Here is a 21,322-nt window from a genome sequence, read left to right as displayed (position 1 = left end):
AAGCTACATTTTACTATCTAAATACTTACCGGTTTCTTTATGGCCAAAAGCAGGTATCATTTCAAAGAACAAATCTACAATTGGCTCTTTTGACCAAGTTCGTTGCTGTTTTATTTGGTCAATAGTGTTTTCAAAATATTCCAACTTTTTATGATTGACCTCAAGTTTGTTTTTTATGACCCCTAATTTTTGGAATCGATTCATATCCAAAGTTTCCGAATTTGTAAAAAATTCTTCGAAATCCTTCTCCCCCGTTGTATCGCTACCAGTAAATAGACATGGCCATTTTCCTTCTTTAGGAAGTACTTTTACTAAATCTCTAGCTTCTTGTTCATTTTCACATAAGTAAGGCTCATAACCTAGCGATCTTAAATATTTTACTGCAATGTCTGCAAACGATATTAAATGCAGCCCTTCATCTAGCTTTGGAAAAAAAATATCCCTATTATCGCCAAAAATACAAGACATTAAACAGAGCTCACCACTTTCTTGAGGTATAACGAAATATCTTTTTATATCATTAGGCGCTACAATGGGTTGACCTTTTTTAATTCTTTGATCAAAACCATGTAATAATGACCCATCAGAAAAAGCCACATTTGCAAAACGGGCAGTGGATATGGGTATCTCTGCACTGTTTCTCATTAGGAACATTTCCATAATGCGTTTTGAAGCCCCCATCATATTTACCGGGTTTGCAGCTTTATCTGTCGATACACAGAAATATTTTTTTGACCCTTTTGCTATTGCCTGTTTAATAGTTTTATCGGTATTAAATATATTGACCTCTATCATACGCATTAATGTGAAAGGGTCTTTCTCGCTCCTAACGTGTTTTAAAGCCGAAAGGTTAAGCACATAATCATACTTACCATCTGCTTCTATAAAAGCATCATATTCTCTAGAACCAATATCTAAAGCAAAAGTTTGAAAATCACCGTCTATATAACCAAATGAACTACGAATATCTCTAACTAATTCCACCATATTATTCTCGCTAATATCAACGACATGGAGTTTTTTAGGATTTCGTTTAAATATTTCTTTTGTCACAGCCTGCCCTATAGATCCCGCACCACCAATGACAAGAAACGAGGAATTACCTACTATTTCACTTAATTCGTTTTCATGGGTGGCAATATCATTCTCAAATAACTCGATTTCCCTTCCAATAAGGTTAAGTATTTTCATAATTCAGATTTATTAAATGCTATTTCAGCACACTGTTTACTGGTCTTTTAACAAAAGTACGATAATTCTTATCTCTGTGTAATTGAACCATCATCTGTAATTCATGCTCAATTAATATCTCTCTGGCGAAATCAAACCATGTACAGGAATATCCATCCGTAAAGTGTTCAATACCGCAGATATTATTCTGAGTCAACTTCCTTATTATATGCAATGCCAAATTATTAGCATTAGTAGGACAACCCAACTGTTCATCGGTAACCGAAAGATTTTCTCCAGCTTTAGCCTTTTTTAAAATAGTAGTATAGAAATTCTTACCAAATTCAGAATACAACCAAGATGTTCTTATAATACAATAATTGTCCATTATCTCTTGAATATGCTTTTCACCTAGTAATTTAGATTTACCATATTCATTAATTGGATTAGGTACATCTTTAACAGTATACGGTTCATCTTTTTCACCATCAAAGACATAATCGGTAGAAATGTGTATTAAGGTTGTGTTATAACTTTTACAAACATTAGCTAAATTCTTAACACCTTCTACATTTACCTTGTAAGCAATATCCGGTGTTTTCTCAGCTTGTTCTACATTAGTATATGCGGCGCAGTTGATACAATAATCAAAATTGCCCTTTACAAATGCTGTTTCGATTTCTAAAATATCAGTAATATCTAACTCCTTGGAACTGTTAAATTTAAAATTCAATTCTTTATATGAAGGGGCTATTTTTTGCAAACATTGACCTAGTTGGCCATTGGCTCCTGTTACTAATACTTTTTTCATTTTTCGAAATCTTTGAAACTAGGTAGAAGCATATCTTTTTCTGAGACAATTAGTTTTGAAATCGGGTAGCTCCAGTCTATTCTTAAATCTGGATCACTATATAAAATGCCCGATTCCAATTCTGGGTCGTAATAACTATCACATAAATAAGTGAAAATTACTTCGTTGGAAAGTGTTACAAAACCATGAGCCATACCTTTTGGTATAAAAAGGCTTTTACGGTTTTGATCAGATAGATTTACCTTAATATGCTGCCCAAAAGTTTCACTGCTTGGTCTTAAATCAACCACCACGTCTATTACTTCTCCTCTTTGGACGGAAACTAATTTAGCCTGGGCTCCTAGTTCTTTTTGGTAGTGCAACCCACGTAAAACCCCTTTTTTAGAAATAGAGGTATTCTCTTGAACAAAATCAATATTATAACCTAAAAAGAACTCCAATTCATTTTTTCTGAATACCTCAAAAAACATCCCTCGTTCATCCTGATAAATTTGGGGTTCCAAGATTAAACATCCTTTTAATTTTGATTCAAATATTTTCATTTAATCAGGCGCATTAAATATTCTCCGTATCCACTTTTTAATAACGGCTCAGCTAACTTTTCCAGTTGTTTTGCTTTAATAAAGCCCTGGGTATATGCTATCTCTTCTATACAACCTATTTTTAAACCTTGACGTTCTTCTATTACTTGCACAAACTGAGATGCGTTCATCAAAGAACTAAAGGTGCCCGTATCTAACCAAGCAATTCCTTTATCAAGAACACTTACTTTCAAGTTACCTTTATTTAAGTAAGCAATATTTACATCTGTGATTTCCAGTTCTCCTCTATTGCTCGGTTTTATTTGCTCTGCTATCTTTACTACATTATTATCATAAAAATAAATTCCCGGAATAGCGTAATTAGATTTAGGAATTTGAGGTTTTTCAACAATTGAAATAGCTTTTCCAAATTCATCAAATTCAACCACACCATATCTATTTGGGTTATTTACATGATACCCATAAATTATACCGCCTTCTGGCTTAGAATTTTCTTTTAATAATTTTTCCAGACCATTACCATAAAAAATATTATCTCCTAAAATTAGAGCAACCTTACTATTTCCAATAAACTCCTTACCTATAATAAAAGCCTCGGCCAAACCCTTTGGTTCTGGCTGAATAGCATATTGAAATGTACAACCCAATTGCTTACCATCCGACAGTAGTTTTTTGAATAACGGTAAATCATCTGGTGTCGTTATTATTAAAATCTCCCTTATTCCAGCAATCATTAGCGTAGATAACGGGTAATAAATCATTGGCTTATCGTAAATTGGCATTAACTGTTTACTTAATGCTTTTGTCAAAGGCCAAAGTCGCGATCCCGTACCACCTGCAAGTAAAATTCCTTTCATAATTATTTAGATTGATACTTTTTTAAATACCAGTCAACTGTCTTCTCTAAACCAGTATGGAAGCTTTCTAAAGCATTCCAACCTAGTTCTTTTTTAATTTTAGATGCATCAATGGCATACCTAAAATCATGACCTAATCGATCATCAACAAATTTAATTTGGTCTCTGTAACTGCCATTGCTTTTGGGCACTTTTGTATCTATAAATTCACAAATTTTTTCAGCTATCGTTAAATTATCATATTCATTATTTCCTCCCAAAAGGTAGGTTTCACCAGCTATGCCATTAAAAAAGATAAGATCTATTCCTTTGCAATGATCCTCTACAAACAACCAATCCCTTACATTCTTACCATTGCCATAAATCGGAATTTTTAATCCTTTTATAGCTGATCTAATAATGGTAGGAATTAATTTTTCATCATGCTGTTTTGGTCCAAAATTATTTGAACAATTACTGGTCACTACGTTCATACTATAAGTATGATGATAGCTTCTAACCAAAAAATCAGATGAAGCCTTAGATGCACTATAAGGACTATTTGGCTGGTAATTTGACCCTTCGGTAAAAAACCCATTTTCACCTAAAGACCCATAAACTTCATCTGTGCTAATATGATGAAATCTATAATTTTTACCTTTCCAATAGCTTCTAGCTGCCTCTAATAATATAAAAGTACCTTCGATATTGGTCTTTATGAATTGCCCAGGAGAGCTAATTGAATTATCTACATGTGACTCTGCGGCAAAATTGATTACGCCCTTTATTTGATGCTTATGAAATAATTTTGAAACTAAGGTTGCATCGCAAATATCACCTTCAATAAAAGTGTAATTAGGATTACTCCTCAATTCACTAAAATTGTGTACGTCTCCAGCATAGGTTAGTTTATCTAAGTTAACTACTCTAATATTCGGATATTTCGCTAATAAGTAAACAATAAAATTGCTCCCTATAAAACCAGCACCACCAGTAATTAGAATTGTGTTGTTAGATGGCTGGTCTGTCATAAACTACATTAAAGATTTTGCCTTCTTATTTAAATAAATGAGTGCTGAGAATATGAAAAACCCTAAAACAAGTAAAATAGGAATCAAAACTATACTCTTGCCAAAAAAGGATTTATGCTCTACCTGTGTTTCTCCAAGGTTAATTACACTTACTGGCACAGTACGTTCTTCTAATTCTAGTTTTTTAGTTTCTATATCTCTTATCAATCCCGTTTTGTATTCAAAAATATCAGCTATATTTACTTGCTCTTGGTTATCAAGAATAATTTTATCTGTTGCTGTGTTATTTCCTTTTTTAACTAGACCATTAGTATAATTAACTATAATTTCGTCTACTTGTTTCAATAATTTCTCATCCTGTTCAATTCGATTCTGAGCGTTATTTCTATAAATTTTTAATAGCCCGTTAAAATATGAATTGGAGTTAATATAATCTAAGACCTTTTTTGCAAACTCCTTACCAAATGCAGCGTTGTTGTAATAAAAAGTAATTCTATGGTTAAAAGAGCTTTTGTTTTGTAATTCTTCTCTAACTATATCTGCAATTGCATCCGTATTTTCAAAACTTTGTAGCAGCTCCAAATATTTTAAATCACTTTCAGAATTGCTTGCCTCTGCTACCCTACCTATTTCAATTTTCAAACCTGTAAAATCAACATCATCAATTCCTATAGTATTAAAAAATAAAGTATCTTTTGCTTGTATGTTAGATTGTATCTCATTTACAACGTCATATAAATAGTTTTTACTTTCTAATTGAGGCTTAACAATTACCTCTGATTTATACTTTTCCGAAATAATCTGATTTAGACCATACCCAATCGCTAAACCAATAACAACTAAAACAATAAGTAATAATAAATTTCTTTTTAGATATAGAAATACTCTTAAAAACCAATTAAAAATGGCATTAAAACCATTGCCTATTAATTGAAACAATTGCCCCAAATCAATTTCGTCGGAACTATTCTGTTTATCTGGTATTTGATTCTCGTTCATTTTATGTATTAAATATTTGCTTTAAAATTTTATCTGTAATAAGATATGTTGGCTTTACTCCTGTTGTACCCAATCCGCCAGACGCTAAAGTACTTCCTGTTTCTAATGGGTTATCCGATGCATAATATGCATAACGCACTTTTACATCTTCACCTATACTCTTTCTTATTTTAGAAGCTGACTGTATTGCTTTCTGATAATGCACACCTTCCATTTCTAAACCAATTACATTCCAAGTTGATTTATGAAAGAACTTAAGAATATCTTTATTTTGAAGTGATGTTCCTAAAACAGTAACCATAGTACCTTCGAAAACCTCTAAACCATAACCTTCAAAGTCTTTAGCACACAATTCATTTTTAAAAGGATAATTATCTGCTGTACCTTCAAAAATATGTGCAGAAGGAATCATTAAATCTCCTTTCCCACCTTCTAGAATACCTGCTTTCCCCATTATTGAAACAGAGTCCACATTTATTAGAGACGGTGCGTTCTTTTTAGTAATATATGGTTTTAACAACTCATCTATGGTTTCATACGCTTGCTCACCAAATGCATAATCCATTACGAATATAACAGGTTTCTTATCAAGCTCCTTTTCAGAAAACTCATATGAGCAATTGTTAACTTTTATTTTAGCGGTGTCAAAAATTTGAACATCAATATTAGTTCCAGAGGTATCATCCATAGAAATCATACCGTTTTTCTCTGCCAAATCAGTAACCTTTTTTCTAAGTGCAGCATTGCCAGTACTACTTAGCGCCTCGTAAATTTCTAAGGAATCTGTATTTGGAAATTCACTTTTTAAAGCAACTTTGGCAAACAATGAATTCATCACACTATGCATATTGGCCGAAATGATATGAATAGGCCTATGTAAAAGATTGTTTTTGGTTAAAACCTCTTTAATATTATTAGCCCACCTTTCTCCATGAATATGGTGACCTAGTCTTTCTCTTAGTAATGCACTAAAAGTAACGGCTCTTTTCTCTCCAGAGATTTCCTCATCTAAAGCCAACTTACCTAACCAATAAATAACATTTAAGAAACGATCAGGATTATTCTTCGTCGAGAATTTTTTATAGACATCTAAAATTTCCTCAAAAGATCTTCCTAAAATGTTTGCCGTATGTATTAGAGCAATTTCGCGTTCCGCTTGAGTCAATTCATCCTTTTGAACTGCACTTTCTAGTTTGGCCCAGTCTCTAATGGTTCTATTAGTATCGGTTATTAATACACGATTACAAATTTTTTCCGATTCAATGAAAAGAAAAGTTAAGTGTGTTAGAATATCATAGATATCAGACCTACCTCTGGTTATCTCAATATTCATTTGCTCTTCGTCTATACGATAGCAATTTCTTCTTCTTTTAGGTGGAATTATTGGATTAATATGAGAAATACCATATCCTTCATCAGAAGTCAGGTTTATAAACGAACACTGTTCTATACCTTCTGGTAACCTTTCAAGCACATAAATAAGACCATTTAATTCAGCCTTCTCCTCACCAACCGAACCGTAAATTTCAGGTCTCAATTGCAGCAATGCATTTTTTAAAGCTTCACCAGAAACTCCGTTAGGTTTATAAAAACCTCTATTAAAAAGATGACGCATAGTAATATACATGCGTTCTATTGCATTTGTAGACTCTTGTGCCCTAGTTGTAGTAATTGCTTTTCCCATTGGTGATTTCAAACAAAATTACGATTTATAATTAGTTATTTAAAACTAACCGTTTTGCTTCTTAAATTTAGATAGACCATCAACCACTTTACGGTCATTAGATAATCGCTGAACTTTGTTCTGACCTCCAAGCTTCCCAATTGATTTCATGTATTCTAAAAACCCTCCACTATTAACTGGAGTAACCTTTAGTGTTTGTAAAACTTTACCCACTATCAAATCATAATAATAACTGTTCTGTTTCTGTAGCGCCAAGTCCAATTCTTGAATAAAAAAGGCCATGTTACTAGGTTCTTTTTCAAACTCTATAAACCATTCATGAAAAGGCAATTCATTTTCTTGTGGCGTAATTTGTGGTGCAACGGTAAACTCACTTACACTAGCATCAGTTGCACTGGTTGCTACTAACATTGCCTCTTCTACTTCTTTGGCTATAACATGTTCACCAAATGCTGAAATGAAATGCTTTATACGCCCTGAAACTACTATTTTAAAAGGATAAGTAGAAATAAACCGAATGGTATCACCAAGATTATACGCCCATAACCCTGCATTGGTAGTTATTATCATAACATAATCTACCCCTATTTCTACATCCTTTAAAGTAATTCTTTTAGGGTGCTCACTAAAAAACTCATCAGATTTTACAAATTCATAAAATATTCCTGCATCTAACAACAGTAACATTCCGTTTTCCTTTTGGGAATTTTGGTATGCAAAAAACCCTTCACTTGCAGGAAACAATTCTATACTGGCAACTTTTCTTCCAATTAGTGTTTCGAATTTCTTTCTATATGGTTCGTAATTAACACCTCCATAAATAAAAAGTTCAAAGTTTTTAAATAAATCACCAACATACTCACCGGTATTTTCTTTCAGCTTCTCAAAATACATCTGAACCCACGAAGGTATGCCCGCAATTACGGTCATATCTTCATTCTTGGTTTCTTCGACTATAGCATTCACTTTGGTTTCCCAATCTTCTATACAATTTGTTTCCCAACTTGGCATTCTATTTTTCTGCAAATAATTAGGAACATAATGTGCCGAAATTCCAGAAAGTCTTCCAAGCTTGACACCGTTTTTTTCTTGTAAAACAGGGCTGCCTTGCAAGAAAATCATTTTACCAGATACAAAATCTGCATTACCAGTTTCGTGTATATAATTTAAAATTGCATTTCTTGATGCTTTTACTTGTTCTTTGATACTACCCTCAGTAATTGGTATGAATTTAGCACCAGAAGTTGTACCAGAAGTTTTTGCAAAATATAATGGCTTACCTGGCCATAAAATATTTTCTTCTCCATTGACAGCTAAACTTACATATTCCTTAAGTTCCTCATAATCCCTAATTGGAACTTGGGCTATATAATCATTATGCGATTGTATTTTACTCAGTTTGTGATCTTTACCAAATTTAGTCGTACTCCCTTTAGAAATAAGTTCTTTAAAAACTTTTTCTTGAGTCTCAATAGGGTTGCTCACCCACTTCTCCGTTCTTTTGGCAATGCGATGCGCAAATATTTTAGCAGCAATGGTCTTTAAAGACATTTAATTTTAATTAAAATCAATATAATTTACAGGATCTATAGGTGTTCCATTGTCCCAAATTTCAAAATGAAGGTGTGGTCCAGTGGTAAGTTCACCGGTATTCCCTACCGCGGCAATAACTTCGCCTCCTCTAACTATATTCCCTTGATATTTAGATAATGAGCCATTATGTTTGTATACACTTAGTAAACCACCTTCATGTTCAATAATTATTACATAACCGGTGTCTGCTGTCCATTCAGAAAAGATAACTGTACCATTGGCAATTGCTTTTACCGGACTATCGGTTACGGCAGTGATATCAACAGCATAGTGTTTTTCATTTGGATTAAAATCCATTGAAATTGATCCAGAAACGGGTGTAAATAGAACCAGGTTTTTCTTGTCAATTGTTCGTTCAAACAAATTGTACTTATCTTCAAGCGCAACTTCAGCTCTTAATAAGGAATCTTCCTTTATAGGGGTAAGGTCTACAGATGCCGGATCTAATTTAAATTGTTGAAATAGAGAATCTCTATTTACTACCGTATTCTCTATGTCGCCCTTTAAAACCATACGTATGTTATCTAAATACCTATTGGTATAGTTTAAAGTTCTAATTAGAGAGTCTGTTTTATAGGTTAACTCTGTAGCTTCTCTTTTTAATCTCGTTGAGGAATATCCTGGAATATATTCACGTAATGGTGTAAAAGCAATTAACAAGGTAGTTAAGCAAATTAAAGTAATCATAAAAAGAGACCCTGTTACAAAAACATTGAGTCTGCTTAATTTAAATGATATCTTTTCTTCAAAAGTACTTTCGTTCAATATTACCAAACGGTACTTATGAAGTAACTTTCGTTTTATTTCTTTACGTTTTTTGACTTTTTTCTTGGCCATCCTAACAAAGATAAACTTAGAATTTAATTATGACAGTCTTTAAAAGTAATTATTAAAAAGACTAGTTCAATTTTTCTTAACTTAAGTTTTATACGCTTTCTGGTTTACAGTAAAATTAATTAAATTTTATCCTAAAAAGCTATCATGATAAAGTCCAGGTTTGTTGTCAACAATTATAATGAGAGCTCAAATATCACAACACATAAAGCGCATCTTTCATCATTTTATATTTAAACAGTAAACTTATTCAGAATACAGACTAAATCTTATCACGCAATTATAAATTATGGCTCTATGTAGCGAATATGTTGATGCAAGTATTATTATTACAATAAAGTATATTCAACTTTGATGAGAATAATATTTATAAAACCGAGAAATTCAAGTTGTTATTTTATTTACTTTCAATAAAACAAGTGATTGGTATAATGTGCAATTTTCTTCCAATTGCGCACAAATTTAAGAAGCTCTTACTATTAAATACAAGCACCACAACAAAACAGCCAGCAATCACGACCTTACCTCAAGTGGTTATTCGTTATTAAAAAAGTTTTCAAATAAATCCACAATTCAATTTGGGTCATGTATATGATTTAACAACGAACAACTTAGGTACTTATAACTCTGGAACTCATGAGATTTTTCTTTGTTTTCAATTAATATCTAATATTATGTGAATTAAATCAACTCGTTTCCTTTAAATAAAAAAATATACCACTACGTATTATGTTAATAATCACAGGCTCTTAATAGCCATTTTACAGTAATAAAAGAGGTTCGGATTTAGAATTGTAAATAAATTTCACTTGCCTTTAATATTAACACCAAACTAATAACTTTTTAGTATCTTTGAAATCCATTCATAAATTATAGTCTTATGACAATTTTATCTACTTTTTTAGCTATAGGTGCCCCGCAAATAATTCTAGTAGTAGTGGTTATACTACTATTATTCGGAGGAAAAAAAATCCCTGAACTTATGAGAGGTTTAGGAAGTGGGATTAAAGAATTTAAAGACGCATCCAAAGAAGATGAACAATTAGAAGAAAAGAAAAAGGATTAAATCCAATTTTTCTACTTATAAAATTATAAAGTCCTGTATTTCAGGACTTTTTTTATGCGTATACTTTTTCCACATTCAACATCTTACTTTCTATGGTAATTACTTCACTATAAAACTCTCAAAATATCCGTTAAACGGTACCATCTAGAACAATGAGGCTACTAATTATCATACTTACACGACAAAAAATCCCTCTTTCACAACAATAAGTATTTAGAATATCGCTTTACGGCTAATTTCGTTAGACATATAGTACTAAAAATCTATTAATAACCGTTGGTACTATACTTAAAACCCCTGTTGAGCGTAAAGCTTAGCTTAGAATTATGTCTATGAGAAGTGTATTAAACTTATTTTTTCTGGTCTTTATCATATTTGCCCAAGCTCAAAACATTCAAGGTGAATTTGTGACAGATGTATCCACCAATACTGATACGTCTCTAGATTCTGAGTTTGCAGAAAACGATAAAAAGGAATTCCAAAAAGCGGCAGAATCTATTGCTATTCCATACAGAGCTTTTCAAAATATTGAAAGCACAGAAAATGGATATTACGTAATTGCCGGAACCTTCTCTAAAAGCAAAAATTTAAAATCACAAGTAAAGAAGCTAAACAAAAAAGGATTCGATGCAGGATATTTTCAAAATCCTCAAAACGAATTATACTATTTATATCTAAACCATTACACTTCTTGGAAAGATGCTTTAAACGATTGTTCAACAAAATTTGACAACCGTTATGAAGATGAAGTTTGGGTTCTTAAAATGTTAAACGGCGAAAGCGAAATAGTTGAAGACATTGATTCAATAGTTGTTGAATCTGAACCAATTGAAAATACAAATTTGACAGCTATTGAAACCGAATCTGTTGATGACACCAATGCAATACCTGTTGAAGATGTAACTTATAATATGTTAAGTGAAGCTAAAGACAATAGTCCAGAAGCGAAAACCAAACTGATAAAAAGAGCAGATGAATATTTTGATAAAATGTGGTATGCAGAAGCTGCAAAATTATATGAGCAAGCTTTGTCTAAGGGAGAAAAAGCATATTCATATGATGTATTAAAAAAAGCTGGCGATGCGCACTACTTTAATACGGATATGGAAAATGCGTATAAATGGTACAACACTCTTTATACGAAATATGAATCTGAGATGAGTTCTGACTACTTATTTAAATATGCACACTCTCTTAAAGGAATTGGAAACTATAAAAGGTCTAAGCGACTTTTAAAATTATACAACAAGAAATTAGCCGGCGAAGAGATTGAGCCAGTTACAAAACAAAATGAAATTGTATTGGACGGACTTTTACGAATGGAAGAAAAGTTTGATATAAAGAACATTAATATTAACTCAAAATATTCTGAATTTTCTCCAATGTATTATAATGGAGACCAAGTGGTTTATGCATCTGCAAAAGATTCATCCATATTTACAACTAGAAAGTACAAATGGAACAATCAGCCTTACTTAGATTTATTCGTTGCTAAAGTAAATGAAGAATCTCAAGACTTTAAAGATGCTATTAAATTTTCTAAAAAGATAAATACAAAATACCATGAAGCATCTGTAGCGTTTTCTCCAGATAACGAGACGATGTATTTTACCAGAAATAATTATGGTAAAAAATTAAAACGTGATAAAAACGGAATTAACCACCTTAAAATATACCGCTCTAAAAAAATAAATGGTGAGTGGTTAGAAGCAGAAGAAGTATCATTTAATAGTGATGATTACTCAACCGGTCACCCAGCACTGAGCAAAGATGGTAAGCAGTTATACTTTGTATCGGATATGCCAGGTAGTATAGGTGAAACAGATATTTTTGTTGTAGATGTACTAGAAGATGGTTCATTCTCTTCTCCTAGAAACCTTGGTCCTGAAATAAATACGGAACATAAAGAAATGTTCCCTTTTATAAATGATAAAAAACTATACTTTTCATCTGACGGTCATGTAGGATTAGGTGGATTAGATGTCTTTGAAGTTGCCTTTGATGACGAAGATGGCTTTTTAGAAGTACGTAATGTAGGTAAGCCAGTAAATAGTAAAAAAGATGATTTTTCTTTCATAGTAAATGAAGAAACTCAAAAAGGATACTTTGCCTCTAACCGTGATGGTGGTAAAGGAGATGATGATATTTACTCTTTTAAAACATTACATGTTGAAGAAATACCGACCAGTATTAATGCCATATCTGGTATAGTAACAGAACTGATTACTGGAGATTTAATGCCGAACGCTTTAGTACAGTTATTGGATGAGAACAACATTAAACTTAAAGAAATGGAGACCGACGAGAACGGTAACTTTATTTTCGAAGATTTAGACGCAGATACTAGGTATGTATTAAAAACAACTAAAGGATCTTACTTTGATGACACTAGGGAAGCTGCCACGAAGGAGAATGAGATAGTTAATGTAGATGTTTCCATGAGAAAACTTAATGATATGATTGCTGTTGAAAATGGCATCAAGAAACTTAAGACAGAGATGATTCACTTTAATTTCGATAAATCTTATATACGAACAGATGCAGCCTTAGAACTTGATAAGTTAGTTGCTGTAATGAACGATTCTCCAAACATGGTAATTAAAATTGAATCTCATACGGATTCTAGGGGTGATGCAGTCTATAACAAGTATTTATCTGACAAGCGTGCTAAATCTACTAGAGACTATATTATAGCGCAGGGTATAGACCCATCTAGAATAGAAAGTGCAATTGGTTATGGTGAAGAGCAGTTACTTAACAACTGTGATGGAACAGTACGTTGTACAGAAGAGCAGCACTACCTTAACCGTAGATCAGAATTCATTATAGTAAATATGTAATGTAAAAATTAGGTATCATAAAAGACCCGCCAATTGGCGGGTCTTTTTGTTTTATATAAATCCGGTTTTAATGCTTGCAATGATTCTAACTAAATAACACAGCATTATAAGTGTCTGGTGATCAGTGTGTACGTCTTCCGTTAATCCTATATTATAAACTACTTATCGACTTTCAAAAATTAGCCTACGTTGTAGTTTACCTGCCTAATTTACCGTTCATAGAATTTCAATTTAACTACGTACATTTTATAGAGTAAATTATCCTTTTAACTGATCTATTCAATAAAGCCTTTAATAATCAACAACTTTACCCCAAGCAACAACTAAATTATTGAAAATGGAAAAAATTACTCTAGTCAAAGAAATTTATACAGAAGCCTTTAAAAATTGGAAAAGTTTTATTTTAGAAAATTACTTTAAAATATTTTCTTGGTCATGTTTCTTGTTAATTGCTTTTGCAGCATATGCATTAATTTATAGAGTGTCAACAGGGTTTTCATTCAGTAATTTATAAGTAATTATAAAACATAAAGGTGTACCAAGTTATTCTACACCGATCCACATAAAAAAGGCTCAGGAATTTCCTGAGCCTTTTACATTTACTATATTTTAATTAAATTATTTCTCTTTTTCCCCAACATTGAACCGAACAGACTTCATTATTGCTTCTAGCTCGAACATGTAATCTCTCTTTTTAGTAGCTGGAGCAAAAACAAAACCTTCAAGAATTAACTTACGTTTGTTCTCTTTATCGTTGATAATATAGGTTAAAAACGGTCCTGCCATAGGGTAAGCGGACATTTCCCAAATACCCCTTGCCTCTGCTGCCTTTTTTCCTGAAACCTCAGCAGGGAAGACATATGGAGAAAAAGCCTTTTCGGTAACCATATGATTCTTCTTGCCAGGTATATCTTCACCACCTATGTAAAGTTCACCAATAGAATCTCGCATTCTAATAATGTCTTGTACAAAGGTAGAATCGTTTTTAAAGCTATCCCATGGCATGGTATAGGCGATAATATTCATGTTTCCCTTTTGAATCTGACGATCTATCCACACAAAGTTATCTTCTTCTCTTCCCACTCTATATATAGATGGGATTTTCATGGAAATATCAAATTTATTTTGAAATGCTTTTTCTTTACTTAAAGACTTTTCAAATCGCTTTTGAGCTTTTCCAATTTCTAATTCTTTAAAATCAGCAATAAACTCAGGCGCAGTTTTGTTAATATTTGCAATTAGTTCTTCTTTATCTCGCCCCTTTATTACACCTACCTTTTGTGGTTTGGAGTACATATTGGACTTCATGTGGGCTACATTTAAAGTGTCTTCCATTACATATAAAACAGAACTAGTATTACGAATAGATCCTGAAAAAATTTGTTGCGGAATCTGTGTAACACTAAATAGCGCTTCATCCCAAGTTAATCCTTGAGCTGCTGCCGTGTAATTCTCACGAATGGCATCACCTACGCTACTATTCCAAAGATCATTGTCTATAACTACCGTTAAGGTATTCATAGCGCCTACAGATTCTGGAAGATAATCTGCTTTGCCTTCTTCTTTACAGGCAATTGACAATCCTAAAATTGCTAAAAAACAAAGTGAAATTCTTTTTTTCATTGGTATTTTGGTTTACGATGAACAGTCGCACAATTTAAGTTTTGTGCCCGGTTTTAAGTTATTACCACTAATACCGTTCCACTTTCGTAAATTTTCAATACTTACACCAGGATATTTTCTAGAAATAGTCCATAATGAATCTCCACTTCTTACTTCGTGGGTTTTTGAATTATTGGCAACTTCAGTCCTAGATGGTGTTTCCCTAGGTTTTACTGATGAAGTATTATTCTTTCTTGGGTATACCGTAAGTCGTTGTCCAATACGTAAATTATTACTACGTAAACCATTCCATTGTTTCAATTGGCTTACACGTACCCCAAAGCGCTCAGCAATTTTTCCAAGAAAATCACCATCCTTTACTCTGTATCGAATACTGTTTTCGCTTGCTTGCTTTGTTATTTCTGCAATAGGACTTTCCTTACTCTTTAATTCTTTTTCAACATGTGCATATATAGCCTCTTCATTGGCAACAAACTTCCCCATTTTATGAACTGGTAGTCTTAATGCATGTATTTTTCCCTCTACAAAAGGGATTACATCTAACTTATAATGAGGATTTAAAACTGTAAGTTCCTCCTTATCTATATCCGTTAGTTCAGAAATCTGATCAAATGTAATAAGACTCTTTACGTGAATGGTATCTGTTTCAAAATAAGCGCGATCTGCTTTTTTTGCTTTTAGACCATGTTCCTCTGCATATTCGAAAATATACATTGTTGCTTGAAAAGCTGGAACATAACCAGCTGTTTCTCTAGGCAGGTTGTGTCTAATATTCCAATAATTTCTTTTTCCGCCACTTCTACGAATAGCTTTGTTTACATTACCAGGTCCAGAATTATAAGCTGCCAAAGCCAAATCCCAATCATCATATATTCTATGTAATCTATTTAAGTAGTTAGCAGCTGCTGCAGTAGATTTAATAGGGTCACTACGCTCATCTACATAGCTGTTGATGTTTAATTTCATCTCTTTACCTGTACCGTACATAAATTGCCATAGTCCCGTTGCCCCTACTCTAGAACGTGCCTTAGGGTTCAAAGCCGACTCAACAATAGATAAATATTTCATTTCTAATGGAATATTCTTATTGTCGAATTCTTGTTCAAATAAAGGAAAGTAAAATTGGCTAATGGTAAGCATACGTTCCATTAAACCTCTTTTTCTAGTTAAAAAAGATTTAATAACGCTTTCTAAAGATTTATTGTATTCTACATTAAATGGCGTCTTTGCGTTTAATTTTGCCAAACGCATTTTTAATGTATCTGTCGGTAGATCAAAAACGATTGTAGAAGCTGTGTCTAACTCCATTACCTCTTGATACATTTCATCAAAAAGAGGTGCGGCATCAACAAGTTCTTTCATCCATAGACTATCAAACTTTGCTGCCAGTTTATTATCCTGAAGATTATAGGAAGATGCCTCTGTTTCTTTAAATAATACTAATTTTTCAGTTTTGGAACCCTGTACAACATCTAATTGATTTAATGGCACTACACTGTTTAGTGAGTCATTTACAACTACAATATTGGTATTTAAGGAATCTGAGACAGTAGCAATAGGATTCGTCTGCTGAGCTGATCCTAAGATGGGAACCAGTGCTAATCCTAAAAAATAAAAACAATTATAGGTTACTTTATTTATCATGGGGCGAAAATATGTTAACGGAACAAACGAAAATCGTACATTTTTTAATGAGAATAAAATATATTCTCTTAAAATGCACAAATTTTCGTTATATGCCGTTTGTCGATAACGCCTTTACTATGCTAATATTGCAGCGATACCTGGTAAGGTTTTACCTTCTAAACTTTCTAACATTGCACCTCCGCCTGTTGATACATAACTAACTTTGTCTTCGAAGCCAAATTGTTTCACGGCAGCAACAGAATCTCCACCACCAACTAATGAAAAAGAACCTGCTTTAGTAGCTTCTGCAATATAATTACCTACAGCTATAGTTCCAGCAGCAAATTTTTCCATTTCAAAAACTCCGATTGGTCCGTTCCAAAGAATTGTTTTAGAAGCTAGAATTACTTTTTTGAAATTCTGTAAAGTATCTGGACCCGCATCTAAACCTTGCCAACCATCTGGTATTTTGTCTACATCTACCACTTGTGTGTTTGCATTCGCATCAAAAGCATCAGCAGCAATTACATCTACAGGAATATGAACGTTCACTCCTTTTTGCTTCGCTTTTTCAAGAATCTCCATAGCAAGTTCCATCTTGTCATCTTCACAGATAGAATCCCCTACTTTGCCTCCCTGAGCTTTAATAAAGGTGTACGTCATTCCTCCTCCAATGATCAAATCATCTACTTTATCAAGTATATTTTCAATTATGGTAATTTTAGAAGAAACTTTTGCACCCCCTAATATTGCCAAAACCGGTTTGTCTCCTGTGGCCATTACTTTTTCAATAGCTTCTATTTCCTTCGCTAGTAAATAGCCAAAACATTTAGCGTCTGGGAAAAACTTAGCTACTACAGTAGTAGAAGCGTGTGCACGGTGTGCTGTACCAAAGGCATCATTAACATATATATCTCCAAGTTTTGAAAGCTTTTCAGCAAAAGCTTCATCACCCTTTTCTTCTTCGCTATAATATCTAAGGTTCTCTAATAAAAGTACCTCTCCGTTCTTTAATTCGGCAACTGCCTTTTCAGCTTCTTCACCAACACAGTCTCCAACAAACTTTACGGTTACTCCTATTATTGCCGATACAGCATCTACAATGTGACTTAAAGACAAATCTGGATTACGTTCTCCTTTTGGTCTTCCTAAATGACTCATAAGTACAGCGCTACCACCGTCTTCCAGAACTTTAATAATAGTAGGTTTAGCAGCCTCTATTCTATTTGTATCCGTTACTTCAAATTTGTCATTTAATGGAACATTAAAGTCCACTCTTATTAACGCCTTTTTATTTTCAAAATTAAAGTCATTCAGTACTTTCATGTGATTTTCCTTTTATTAAGTAGCAAATGTAAAGATTAAAAGGCTTGGGGTAAAGTGCTAAATAGGATAATTTACACGTAATACCATTAAATTTGTTGTGCTTTAAACAACTATATTTGAATCTATGTTATTCAATGATATTCTAGGACTTTCTCATATTAAAAACCACTTATCTTCAAGTGCAGATGCTGGTAGAATACCTCATGCGCAATTATTTGTGGGTCCAGAAGGCTGTGGCCTTCTGCCTATGGCTTTGGCCTACGCTCAATATGTTATTTGCCAAAACGCGAATGGAGAAAACAATGGTGGAAATGAAGCCTGCAATTTAAAATTCAAGTCATTTGCACATCCAGATGTACATTTTGCATTTCCAGTATCTAATTCTGATAGAGTAAAATCTCATGCCGTTAGCAATCATTACATGAAAGAATGGCGAGAGTTTATCTTAGCACAACCTTACGGAAACCTTTTTGACTGGTATCGCCATATTGAAATAGAAAAAAAACAAGGACAAATTGGTGTTGATGAAGCACAGGATATTGTAAAGAAGCTGTCTTTAAAATCATATGAAGGTGGTTACAAAGTGATGTTGATCTGGATGGCTGAAAAAATGAACACAGCAGCTTCAAATAAACTATTGAAACTTATAGAAGAACCGCCCGATAAAACCATTTTCTTACTGCTGTGTGAAGATGAAGAGCAGATTATACAAACTATAAAATCTAGATGTCAAGTAGTGCATTTTCCGCCTTTGGCAGAAGATACCATTGCAAATGCTTTAATCGAAAAAGGTGCCGCTAAACCAGAAGCAATGCGTCTTGCGCATGAAGCTAACGGTAACTTTAACAAAGCCCTTGATCTTTTAAATAACGATTCTGAAGATTTAGTGTTCGAAAATTGGTTTGTGCAATGGGTGCGCACTGCATTCAAAGCAAAAGGTAATAAGGCAGCTATTCATGAATTGTTATTGTGGAGCGAAGAAGTTGCAAAAACAGGTAGAGAAACACAAAAGAATTTCTTGAGCTATTGCATAACTGTCATGAGGCAAGCCTTAATGATTAATTATGGAGCAGAGGAACTCGCATATCTAAAAATTCACGCAGAAGGATTTCAATTAAAAAAGTTTGCGCCTTTTGTGCATGAAAACAATATTTTAGATATCACCAAAGAATTAGAGGATGCCATATATCATGTAGAAAGAAATGGAAATTCAAAAATAATTTTTACCGATCTTTCTATTAAACTAACACGATTACTTCACAGAAAAAAATCTGAACTTAAATAAACCACCAATATGAATGCAGTATTGAATAATGCCACTGAAATATTATTATTATTGTTTTTGATTATCACTTTTTTACAAAGTGGCTTTGATAAAATTACAGATTGGAACGGCAATATTTCTTGGTTAAAAGGACATTTTTCTGAAACACCATTTAAAAATATTGTTCCGTTATTAGTAGGCATAATATTGGTTACGGAGGTTGTAGCAGGTTTACTTTGTGTCGTTGGAATCTATCAAATTCTAAGTTCTAAAGCAACGGAATTTGCATTCTATGGCGCAATTCTATCTAGTATAACATTACTTATGTTGTTATTTGGACAAAGAATTGCCAAAGATTACGAAGGTGCTAAAACCATTGCAGTATATTTTATACCCACCATTATACTAGTATTCCTTTTGCAAGCTTAGAAACTTCTTTTTTCAAGAGCAGAAAACTGACTTAATAATTCGCGGAATCATTTTATTCACAAATGATAAGAAACAAAAAACCCTCCTAATTGGAGGGTTTTGGAGGCATCGAGCGGATTCGAACCGCTGTACAAGCTTTTGCAGAGCTGTGCCTAGCCACTCGGCCACGATGCCATTTTTAAGCGAGAGCAAAAATAAACAATTATCCCAATCTAAGCTGCATTCAAAACCAAGAAATTATAGGAAATATGATATTTAAGGTCTAACGCCTTAGTTTACTGTTTGTCCTCTTTGCAAATTCAATGATACAGTTACCTTTTCTACATCCCCATTTATAGGTGGATTAATTTTAGAAACAGAAACTGTTGCGGTATCTACTGTTGGAAGTTCAATGAATATACGATCAATGATTCTTTTGGCTACGTGCTCTAACAACTTAGATGGTATTGCCATTTCTTGCTTTACTATCCGATTGATATGTACGTAATCTACCGTGTCTTTTAATTGATCGGAGACAGAAGCTGTCAGTAAATCTGTATCTACAGAAACATTGACTAAATAGTCACTGCCAATATTCGTTTCTTCAGCCAAACACCCATGATGGGCATATGCTTTTATATTCTCTAATTGTACTTTACCCATTTGCTATTTTCTGGAGAACAAACTTAATGAATCTCCATGAAGGATTAATACGTACAACGACAATTACTGATACCTTGAAATAAATCTACCCCTAAGGTGATTACGTGAGTACCTGAACTATACCCAAGTAGTTCGTTTAGAATTACCTGATATGAATATCCGAAGTAAAAATTACTCTTCTTTAAACCTGCTATTGGAGCAATATAAAGCGGATTACCAATTTGATCATTTAAGAAACGATAGTTGATACCTGCATAGAAATAATCTTCAAAATCGTAAAATCTGAATTTCAAGTTTAAATCGGTAACAGAACGACCATCACTTTCAAACAATTGAAATAACACAGAAGGCTCAATTTCCATCTTACTGGTTCTTTTCTTCATGTATCTGTAACCCGTATAAACGTAATAGTTTCTTAATCTATTAGGCTCATATAAAGCGTTGAAATTACTTAAATCCTTATCTAAAATATTAGATGCATTAACACTGAAATAGAATTTATCATACCTGTACAACACCCCTAAATCAAAGTTATGGTTTGTTGTAGCCTTATCACCAACATAAGAAGGATCGGCAACTAAATCTGGATTTGTATTATCAATTCTAAACTGGTTAAAGTTATATGAAATACCGAAAGACAAAAATTCATCATCATAACGGTCTAAGGTAAGGTGGTGCGCAAAAGAAAACCTTGCTCCTTGTTGCTTTGTTTCACCATTACTATCATTATATAATAAGGTACCAATACCAGATTTTTCTCCAATTCGCATATCTGCAGCTAGAGATTGGGTATCAGGTGCATCTTTTATACCTACCCATTGTGTAAGTCCGTTAAGTCTTATTTTAACGTGGTCACCAATACCTGCGTATGTAGGTGACATTACAAAAGGGTTATCAGCAAGGTACTGAGATAATTGAGGTATCGTAAGCTCCTGCCCTCTAAGGGAGAAAACGCTTATAAATAATACCAATGTCAATAGACTGTTCCGCATCATCATTTTTAGGT

The 21,322-nt window shown here is 33.2% G+C and carries 20 protein-coding genes and 1 tRNA gene; 6 read left to right on the top strand and 15 right to left on the bottom strand.

Annotated features, from left to right (window positions below; all coding sequences use genetic code 11):
- Positions 1–3 precede the first annotated feature (3 nt).
- From BM296_RS03850 to BM296_RS03810, 9 genes are read right to left on the bottom strand one after another with little or no spacing between them, the layout of a single operon-like run.
- Complete coding sequence (locus BM296_RS03850; protein ID WP_218157858.1) at positions 4–1,191, bottom strand: UDP-N-acetylglucosamine 4,6-dehydratase; 1,188 nt, start codon at positions 1,189–1,191, stop codon at positions 4–6.
- Between the two features lie 19 nt (positions 1,192–1,210).
- The gene (gene rfbD, locus BM296_RS03845; protein ID WP_091901575.1) at positions 1,211–1,981 is read right to left on the bottom strand and encodes a dTDP-4-dehydrorhamnose reductase; all 771 of its coding nucleotides are present in this window, start codon (positions 1,979–1,981) and stop codon (positions 1,211–1,213) included.
- Entirely contained in the window at positions 1,978–2,523 is a 546-nt protein-coding gene (rfbC, locus tag BM296_RS03840) for a dTDP-4-dehydrorhamnose 3,5-epimerase (RefSeq protein ID WP_027065482.1), read from the bottom strand. Before rfbC ends, rfbD begins: the two co-directional genes overlap by 4 nt.
- Entirely contained in the window at positions 2,520–3,380 is an 861-nt protein-coding gene (rfbA, locus tag BM296_RS03835; RefSeq protein WP_027065483.1) for a glucose-1-phosphate thymidylyltransferase RfbA, read from the bottom strand. Before rfbA ends, rfbC begins: the two co-directional genes overlap by 4 nt.
- 2 nt (positions 3,381–3,382) lie before the next feature.
- The gene (gene rfbB / locus BM296_RS03830) at positions 3,383–4,390 is read right to left on the bottom strand and encodes a dTDP-glucose 4,6-dehydratase (RefSeq protein WP_027065484.1); all 1,008 of its coding nucleotides are present in this window, start codon (positions 4,388–4,390) and stop codon (positions 3,383–3,385) included.
- A 3-nt stretch (positions 4,391–4,393) separates the two neighbouring features.
- Complete coding sequence (locus BM296_RS03825) at positions 4,394–5,389, bottom strand: hypothetical protein (protein WP_027065485.1); 996 nt, start codon at positions 5,387–5,389, stop codon at positions 4,394–4,396.
- A gap of 1 nt (position 5,390) precedes the next feature.
- Positions 5,391–7,073 carry a DUF6909 family protein gene (locus BM296_RS03820; RefSeq protein ID WP_091901573.1) on the bottom strand — a complete coding sequence of 561 codons (1,683 nt, stop codon included), beginning with the start codon at positions 7,071–7,073 and terminating at the stop codon, positions 5,391–5,393.
- Positions 7,074–7,118: 45 nt separating this feature from the next.
- Positions 7,119–8,624, bottom strand: coding sequence for a GH3 family acyl-acid amido synthetase (locus tag BM296_RS03815; RefSeq protein WP_091901571.1), 1,506 nt, complete (start codon positions 8,622–8,624; stop codon positions 7,119–7,121).
- Positions 8,625–8,630: 6 nt separating this feature from the next.
- On the bottom strand, positions 8,631–9,503 hold the full coding sequence (locus BM296_RS03810) for a M23 family metallopeptidase (RefSeq protein WP_091901569.1): 873 nt from the start codon (positions 9,501–9,503) through the stop codon (positions 8,631–8,633).
- Positions 9,504–10,060: 557 nt separating this feature from the next.
- Between BM296_RS03810 and BM296_RS19690 the strand changes: the two genes are divergently transcribed.
- From BM296_RS19690 to BM296_RS19380, 4 genes are all read left to right on the top strand, one after another.
- On the top strand, positions 10,061–10,180 hold the full coding sequence (locus BM296_RS19690; protein ID WP_143099060.1) for a type IX secretion system membrane protein PorP/SprF: 120 nt from the start codon (positions 10,061–10,063) through the stop codon (positions 10,178–10,180).
- Between the two features lie 200 nt (positions 10,181–10,380).
- Positions 10,381–10,566: a twin-arginine translocase TatA/TatE family subunit gene (tatA, locus tag BM296_RS03805; protein ID WP_027065489.1), complete on the top strand. Its 186-nt coding sequence runs from the start codon at positions 10,381–10,383 to the stop codon at positions 10,564–10,566.
- A gap of 332 nt (positions 10,567–10,898) precedes the next feature.
- Positions 10,899–13,406, top strand: coding sequence for an OmpA family protein (locus BM296_RS03800; protein ID WP_091902942.1), 2,508 nt, complete (start codon positions 10,899–10,901; stop codon positions 13,404–13,406).
- A gap of 337 nt (positions 13,407–13,743) precedes the next feature.
- Entirely contained in the window at positions 13,744–13,920 is a 177-nt protein-coding gene (locus BM296_RS19380) for a DUF6747 family protein (protein ID WP_177214914.1), read from the top strand.
- Between the two features lie 104 nt (positions 13,921–14,024).
- Here the strand turns inward: BM296_RS19380 and BM296_RS03795 are convergent, their stop codons facing one another.
- The 3 genes from BM296_RS03795 to BM296_RS03785 form a co-directional block, all read right to left on the bottom strand.
- Entirely contained in the window at positions 14,025–15,029 is a 1,005-nt protein-coding gene (locus BM296_RS03795) for a DUF4837 family protein (protein ID WP_091901567.1), read from the bottom strand.
- 12 nt (positions 15,030–15,041) lie between these two features.
- Entirely contained in the window at positions 15,042–16,673 is a 1,632-nt protein-coding gene (locus BM296_RS03790; protein ID WP_091901564.1) for a LysM peptidoglycan-binding domain-containing protein, read from the bottom strand.
- Between the two features lie 117 nt (positions 16,674–16,790).
- The gene (locus BM296_RS03785; protein WP_027065493.1) at positions 16,791–17,981 is read right to left on the bottom strand and encodes a phosphoglycerate kinase; all 1,191 of its coding nucleotides are present in this window, start codon (positions 17,979–17,981) and stop codon (positions 16,791–16,793) included.
- A 124-nt stretch (positions 17,982–18,105) separates the two neighbouring features.
- Between BM296_RS03785 and BM296_RS03780 the strand changes: the two genes are divergently transcribed.
- Together BM296_RS03780 and BM296_RS03775 are read left to right on the top strand one after the other, a co-directional pair.
- Positions 18,106–19,266, top strand: coding sequence for a DNA polymerase III subunit (locus BM296_RS03780; RefSeq protein WP_091901561.1), 1,161 nt, complete (start codon positions 18,106–18,108; stop codon positions 19,264–19,266).
- Positions 19,267–19,275: 9 nt separating this feature from the next.
- On the top strand, positions 19,276–19,674 hold the full coding sequence (locus tag BM296_RS03775) for a DoxX family membrane protein (RefSeq protein WP_177214913.1): 399 nt from the start codon (positions 19,276–19,278) through the stop codon (positions 19,672–19,674).
- 100 nt (positions 19,675–19,774) lie between these two features.
- Here BM296_RS03775 and BM296_RS03770 read toward each other — a convergent pair.
- The 3 genes from BM296_RS03770 to BM296_RS03760 all read right to left on the bottom strand — a co-directional run bounded on the left by BM296_RS03770 (position 19,775) and on the right by BM296_RS03760 (position 21,311).
- Positions 19,775–19,848 (bottom strand) — tRNA-Cys (locus BM296_RS03770).
- Positions 19,849–19,944: 96 nt separating this feature from the next.
- Complete coding sequence (gene folB / locus BM296_RS03765) at positions 19,945–20,316, bottom strand: dihydroneopterin aldolase (protein WP_027065496.1); 372 nt, start codon at positions 20,314–20,316, stop codon at positions 19,945–19,947.
- Between the two features lie 44 nt (positions 20,317–20,360).
- Positions 20,361–21,311: a PorP/SprF family type IX secretion system membrane protein gene (locus BM296_RS03760; protein ID WP_455565247.1), complete on the bottom strand. Its 951-nt coding sequence runs from the start codon at positions 21,309–21,311 to the stop codon at positions 20,361–20,363.
- Between the last annotated feature and the right edge of the window lie 11 nt (positions 21,312–21,322).

It is taken from the genome of Maribacter stanieri (assembly GCF_900112245.1).
Taxonomy (GTDB): domain Bacteria; phylum Bacteroidota; class Bacteroidia; order Flavobacteriales; family Flavobacteriaceae; genus Maribacter; species Maribacter stanieri.
This window is presented reverse-complemented; position numbering and strand designations above follow the sequence as displayed.

What these genes read in the sequence shown, in the direction of transcription:
- BM296_RS03850 (WP_218157858.1), bottom strand. Translation starts at nt 1,191, where the DNA reads ATGAAAATACTTAACCTTATTGGAAGGGAAATCGAGTTATTTGAGAAT.
- rfbD (WP_091901575.1), bottom strand. Translation starts at nt 1,981, where the DNA reads ATGAAAAAAGTATTAGTAACAGGAGCCAATGGCCAACTAGGTCAATGT.
- rfbC (WP_027065482.1), bottom strand. Translation starts at nt 2,523, where the DNA reads ATGAAAATATTTGAATCAAAATTAAAAGGATGTTTAATCTTGGAACCC.
- rfbA (WP_027065483.1), bottom strand. Translation starts at nt 3,380, where the DNA reads ATGAAAGGAATTTTACTTGCAGGTGGTACGGGATCGCGACTTTGGCCT.
- rfbB (WP_027065484.1), bottom strand. Translation starts at nt 4,390, where the DNA reads ATGACAGACCAGCCATCTAACAACACAATTCTAATTACTGGTGGTGCT.
- BM296_RS03825 (WP_027065485.1), bottom strand. Translation starts at nt 5,389, where the DNA reads ATGAACGAGAATCAAATACCAGATAAACAGAATAGTTCCGACGAAATT.
- BM296_RS03820 (WP_091901573.1), bottom strand. Translation starts at nt 7,073, where the DNA reads ATGGGAAAAGCAATTACTACAACTAGGGCACAAGAGTCTACAAATGCA.
- BM296_RS03815 (WP_091901571.1), bottom strand. Translation starts at nt 8,624, where the DNA reads ATGTCTTTAAAGACCATTGCTGCTAAAATATTTGCGCATCGCATTGCC.
- BM296_RS03810 (WP_091901569.1), bottom strand. Translation starts at nt 9,503, where the DNA reads ATGGCCAAGAAAAAAGTCAAAAAACGTAAAGAAATAAAACGAAAGTTA.
- tatA (WP_027065489.1), top strand. Translation starts at nt 10,381, where the DNA reads ATGACAATTTTATCTACTTTTTTAGCTATAGGTGCCCCGCAAATAATT.
- BM296_RS03800 (WP_091902942.1), top strand. Translation starts at nt 10,899, where the DNA reads ATGAGAAGTGTATTAAACTTATTTTTTCTGGTCTTTATCATATTTGCC.
- BM296_RS19380 (WP_177214914.1), top strand. Translation starts at nt 13,744, where the DNA reads ATGGAAAAAATTACTCTAGTCAAAGAAATTTATACAGAAGCCTTTAAA.
- BM296_RS03795 (WP_091901567.1), bottom strand. Translation starts at nt 15,029, where the DNA reads ATGAAAAAAAGAATTTCACTTTGTTTTTTAGCAATTTTAGGATTGTCA.
- BM296_RS03790 (WP_091901564.1), bottom strand. Translation starts at nt 16,673, where the DNA reads ATGATAAATAAAGTAACCTATAATTGTTTTTATTTTTTAGGATTAGCA.
- BM296_RS03785 (WP_027065493.1), bottom strand. Translation starts at nt 17,981, where the DNA reads ATGAAAGTACTGAATGACTTTAATTTTGAAAATAAAAAGGCGTTAATA.
- BM296_RS03780 (WP_091901561.1), top strand. Translation starts at nt 18,106, where the DNA reads ATGTTATTCAATGATATTCTAGGACTTTCTCATATTAAAAACCACTTA.
- BM296_RS03775 (WP_177214913.1), top strand. Translation starts at nt 19,276, where the DNA reads ATGAATGCAGTATTGAATAATGCCACTGAAATATTATTATTATTGTTT.
- folB (WP_027065496.1), bottom strand. Translation starts at nt 20,316, where the DNA reads ATGGGTAAAGTACAATTAGAGAATATAAAAGCATATGCCCATCATGGG.
- BM296_RS03760 (WP_455565247.1), bottom strand. Translation starts at nt 21,311, where the DNA reads ATGATGCGGAACAGTCTATTGACATTGGTATTATTTATAAGCGTTTTC.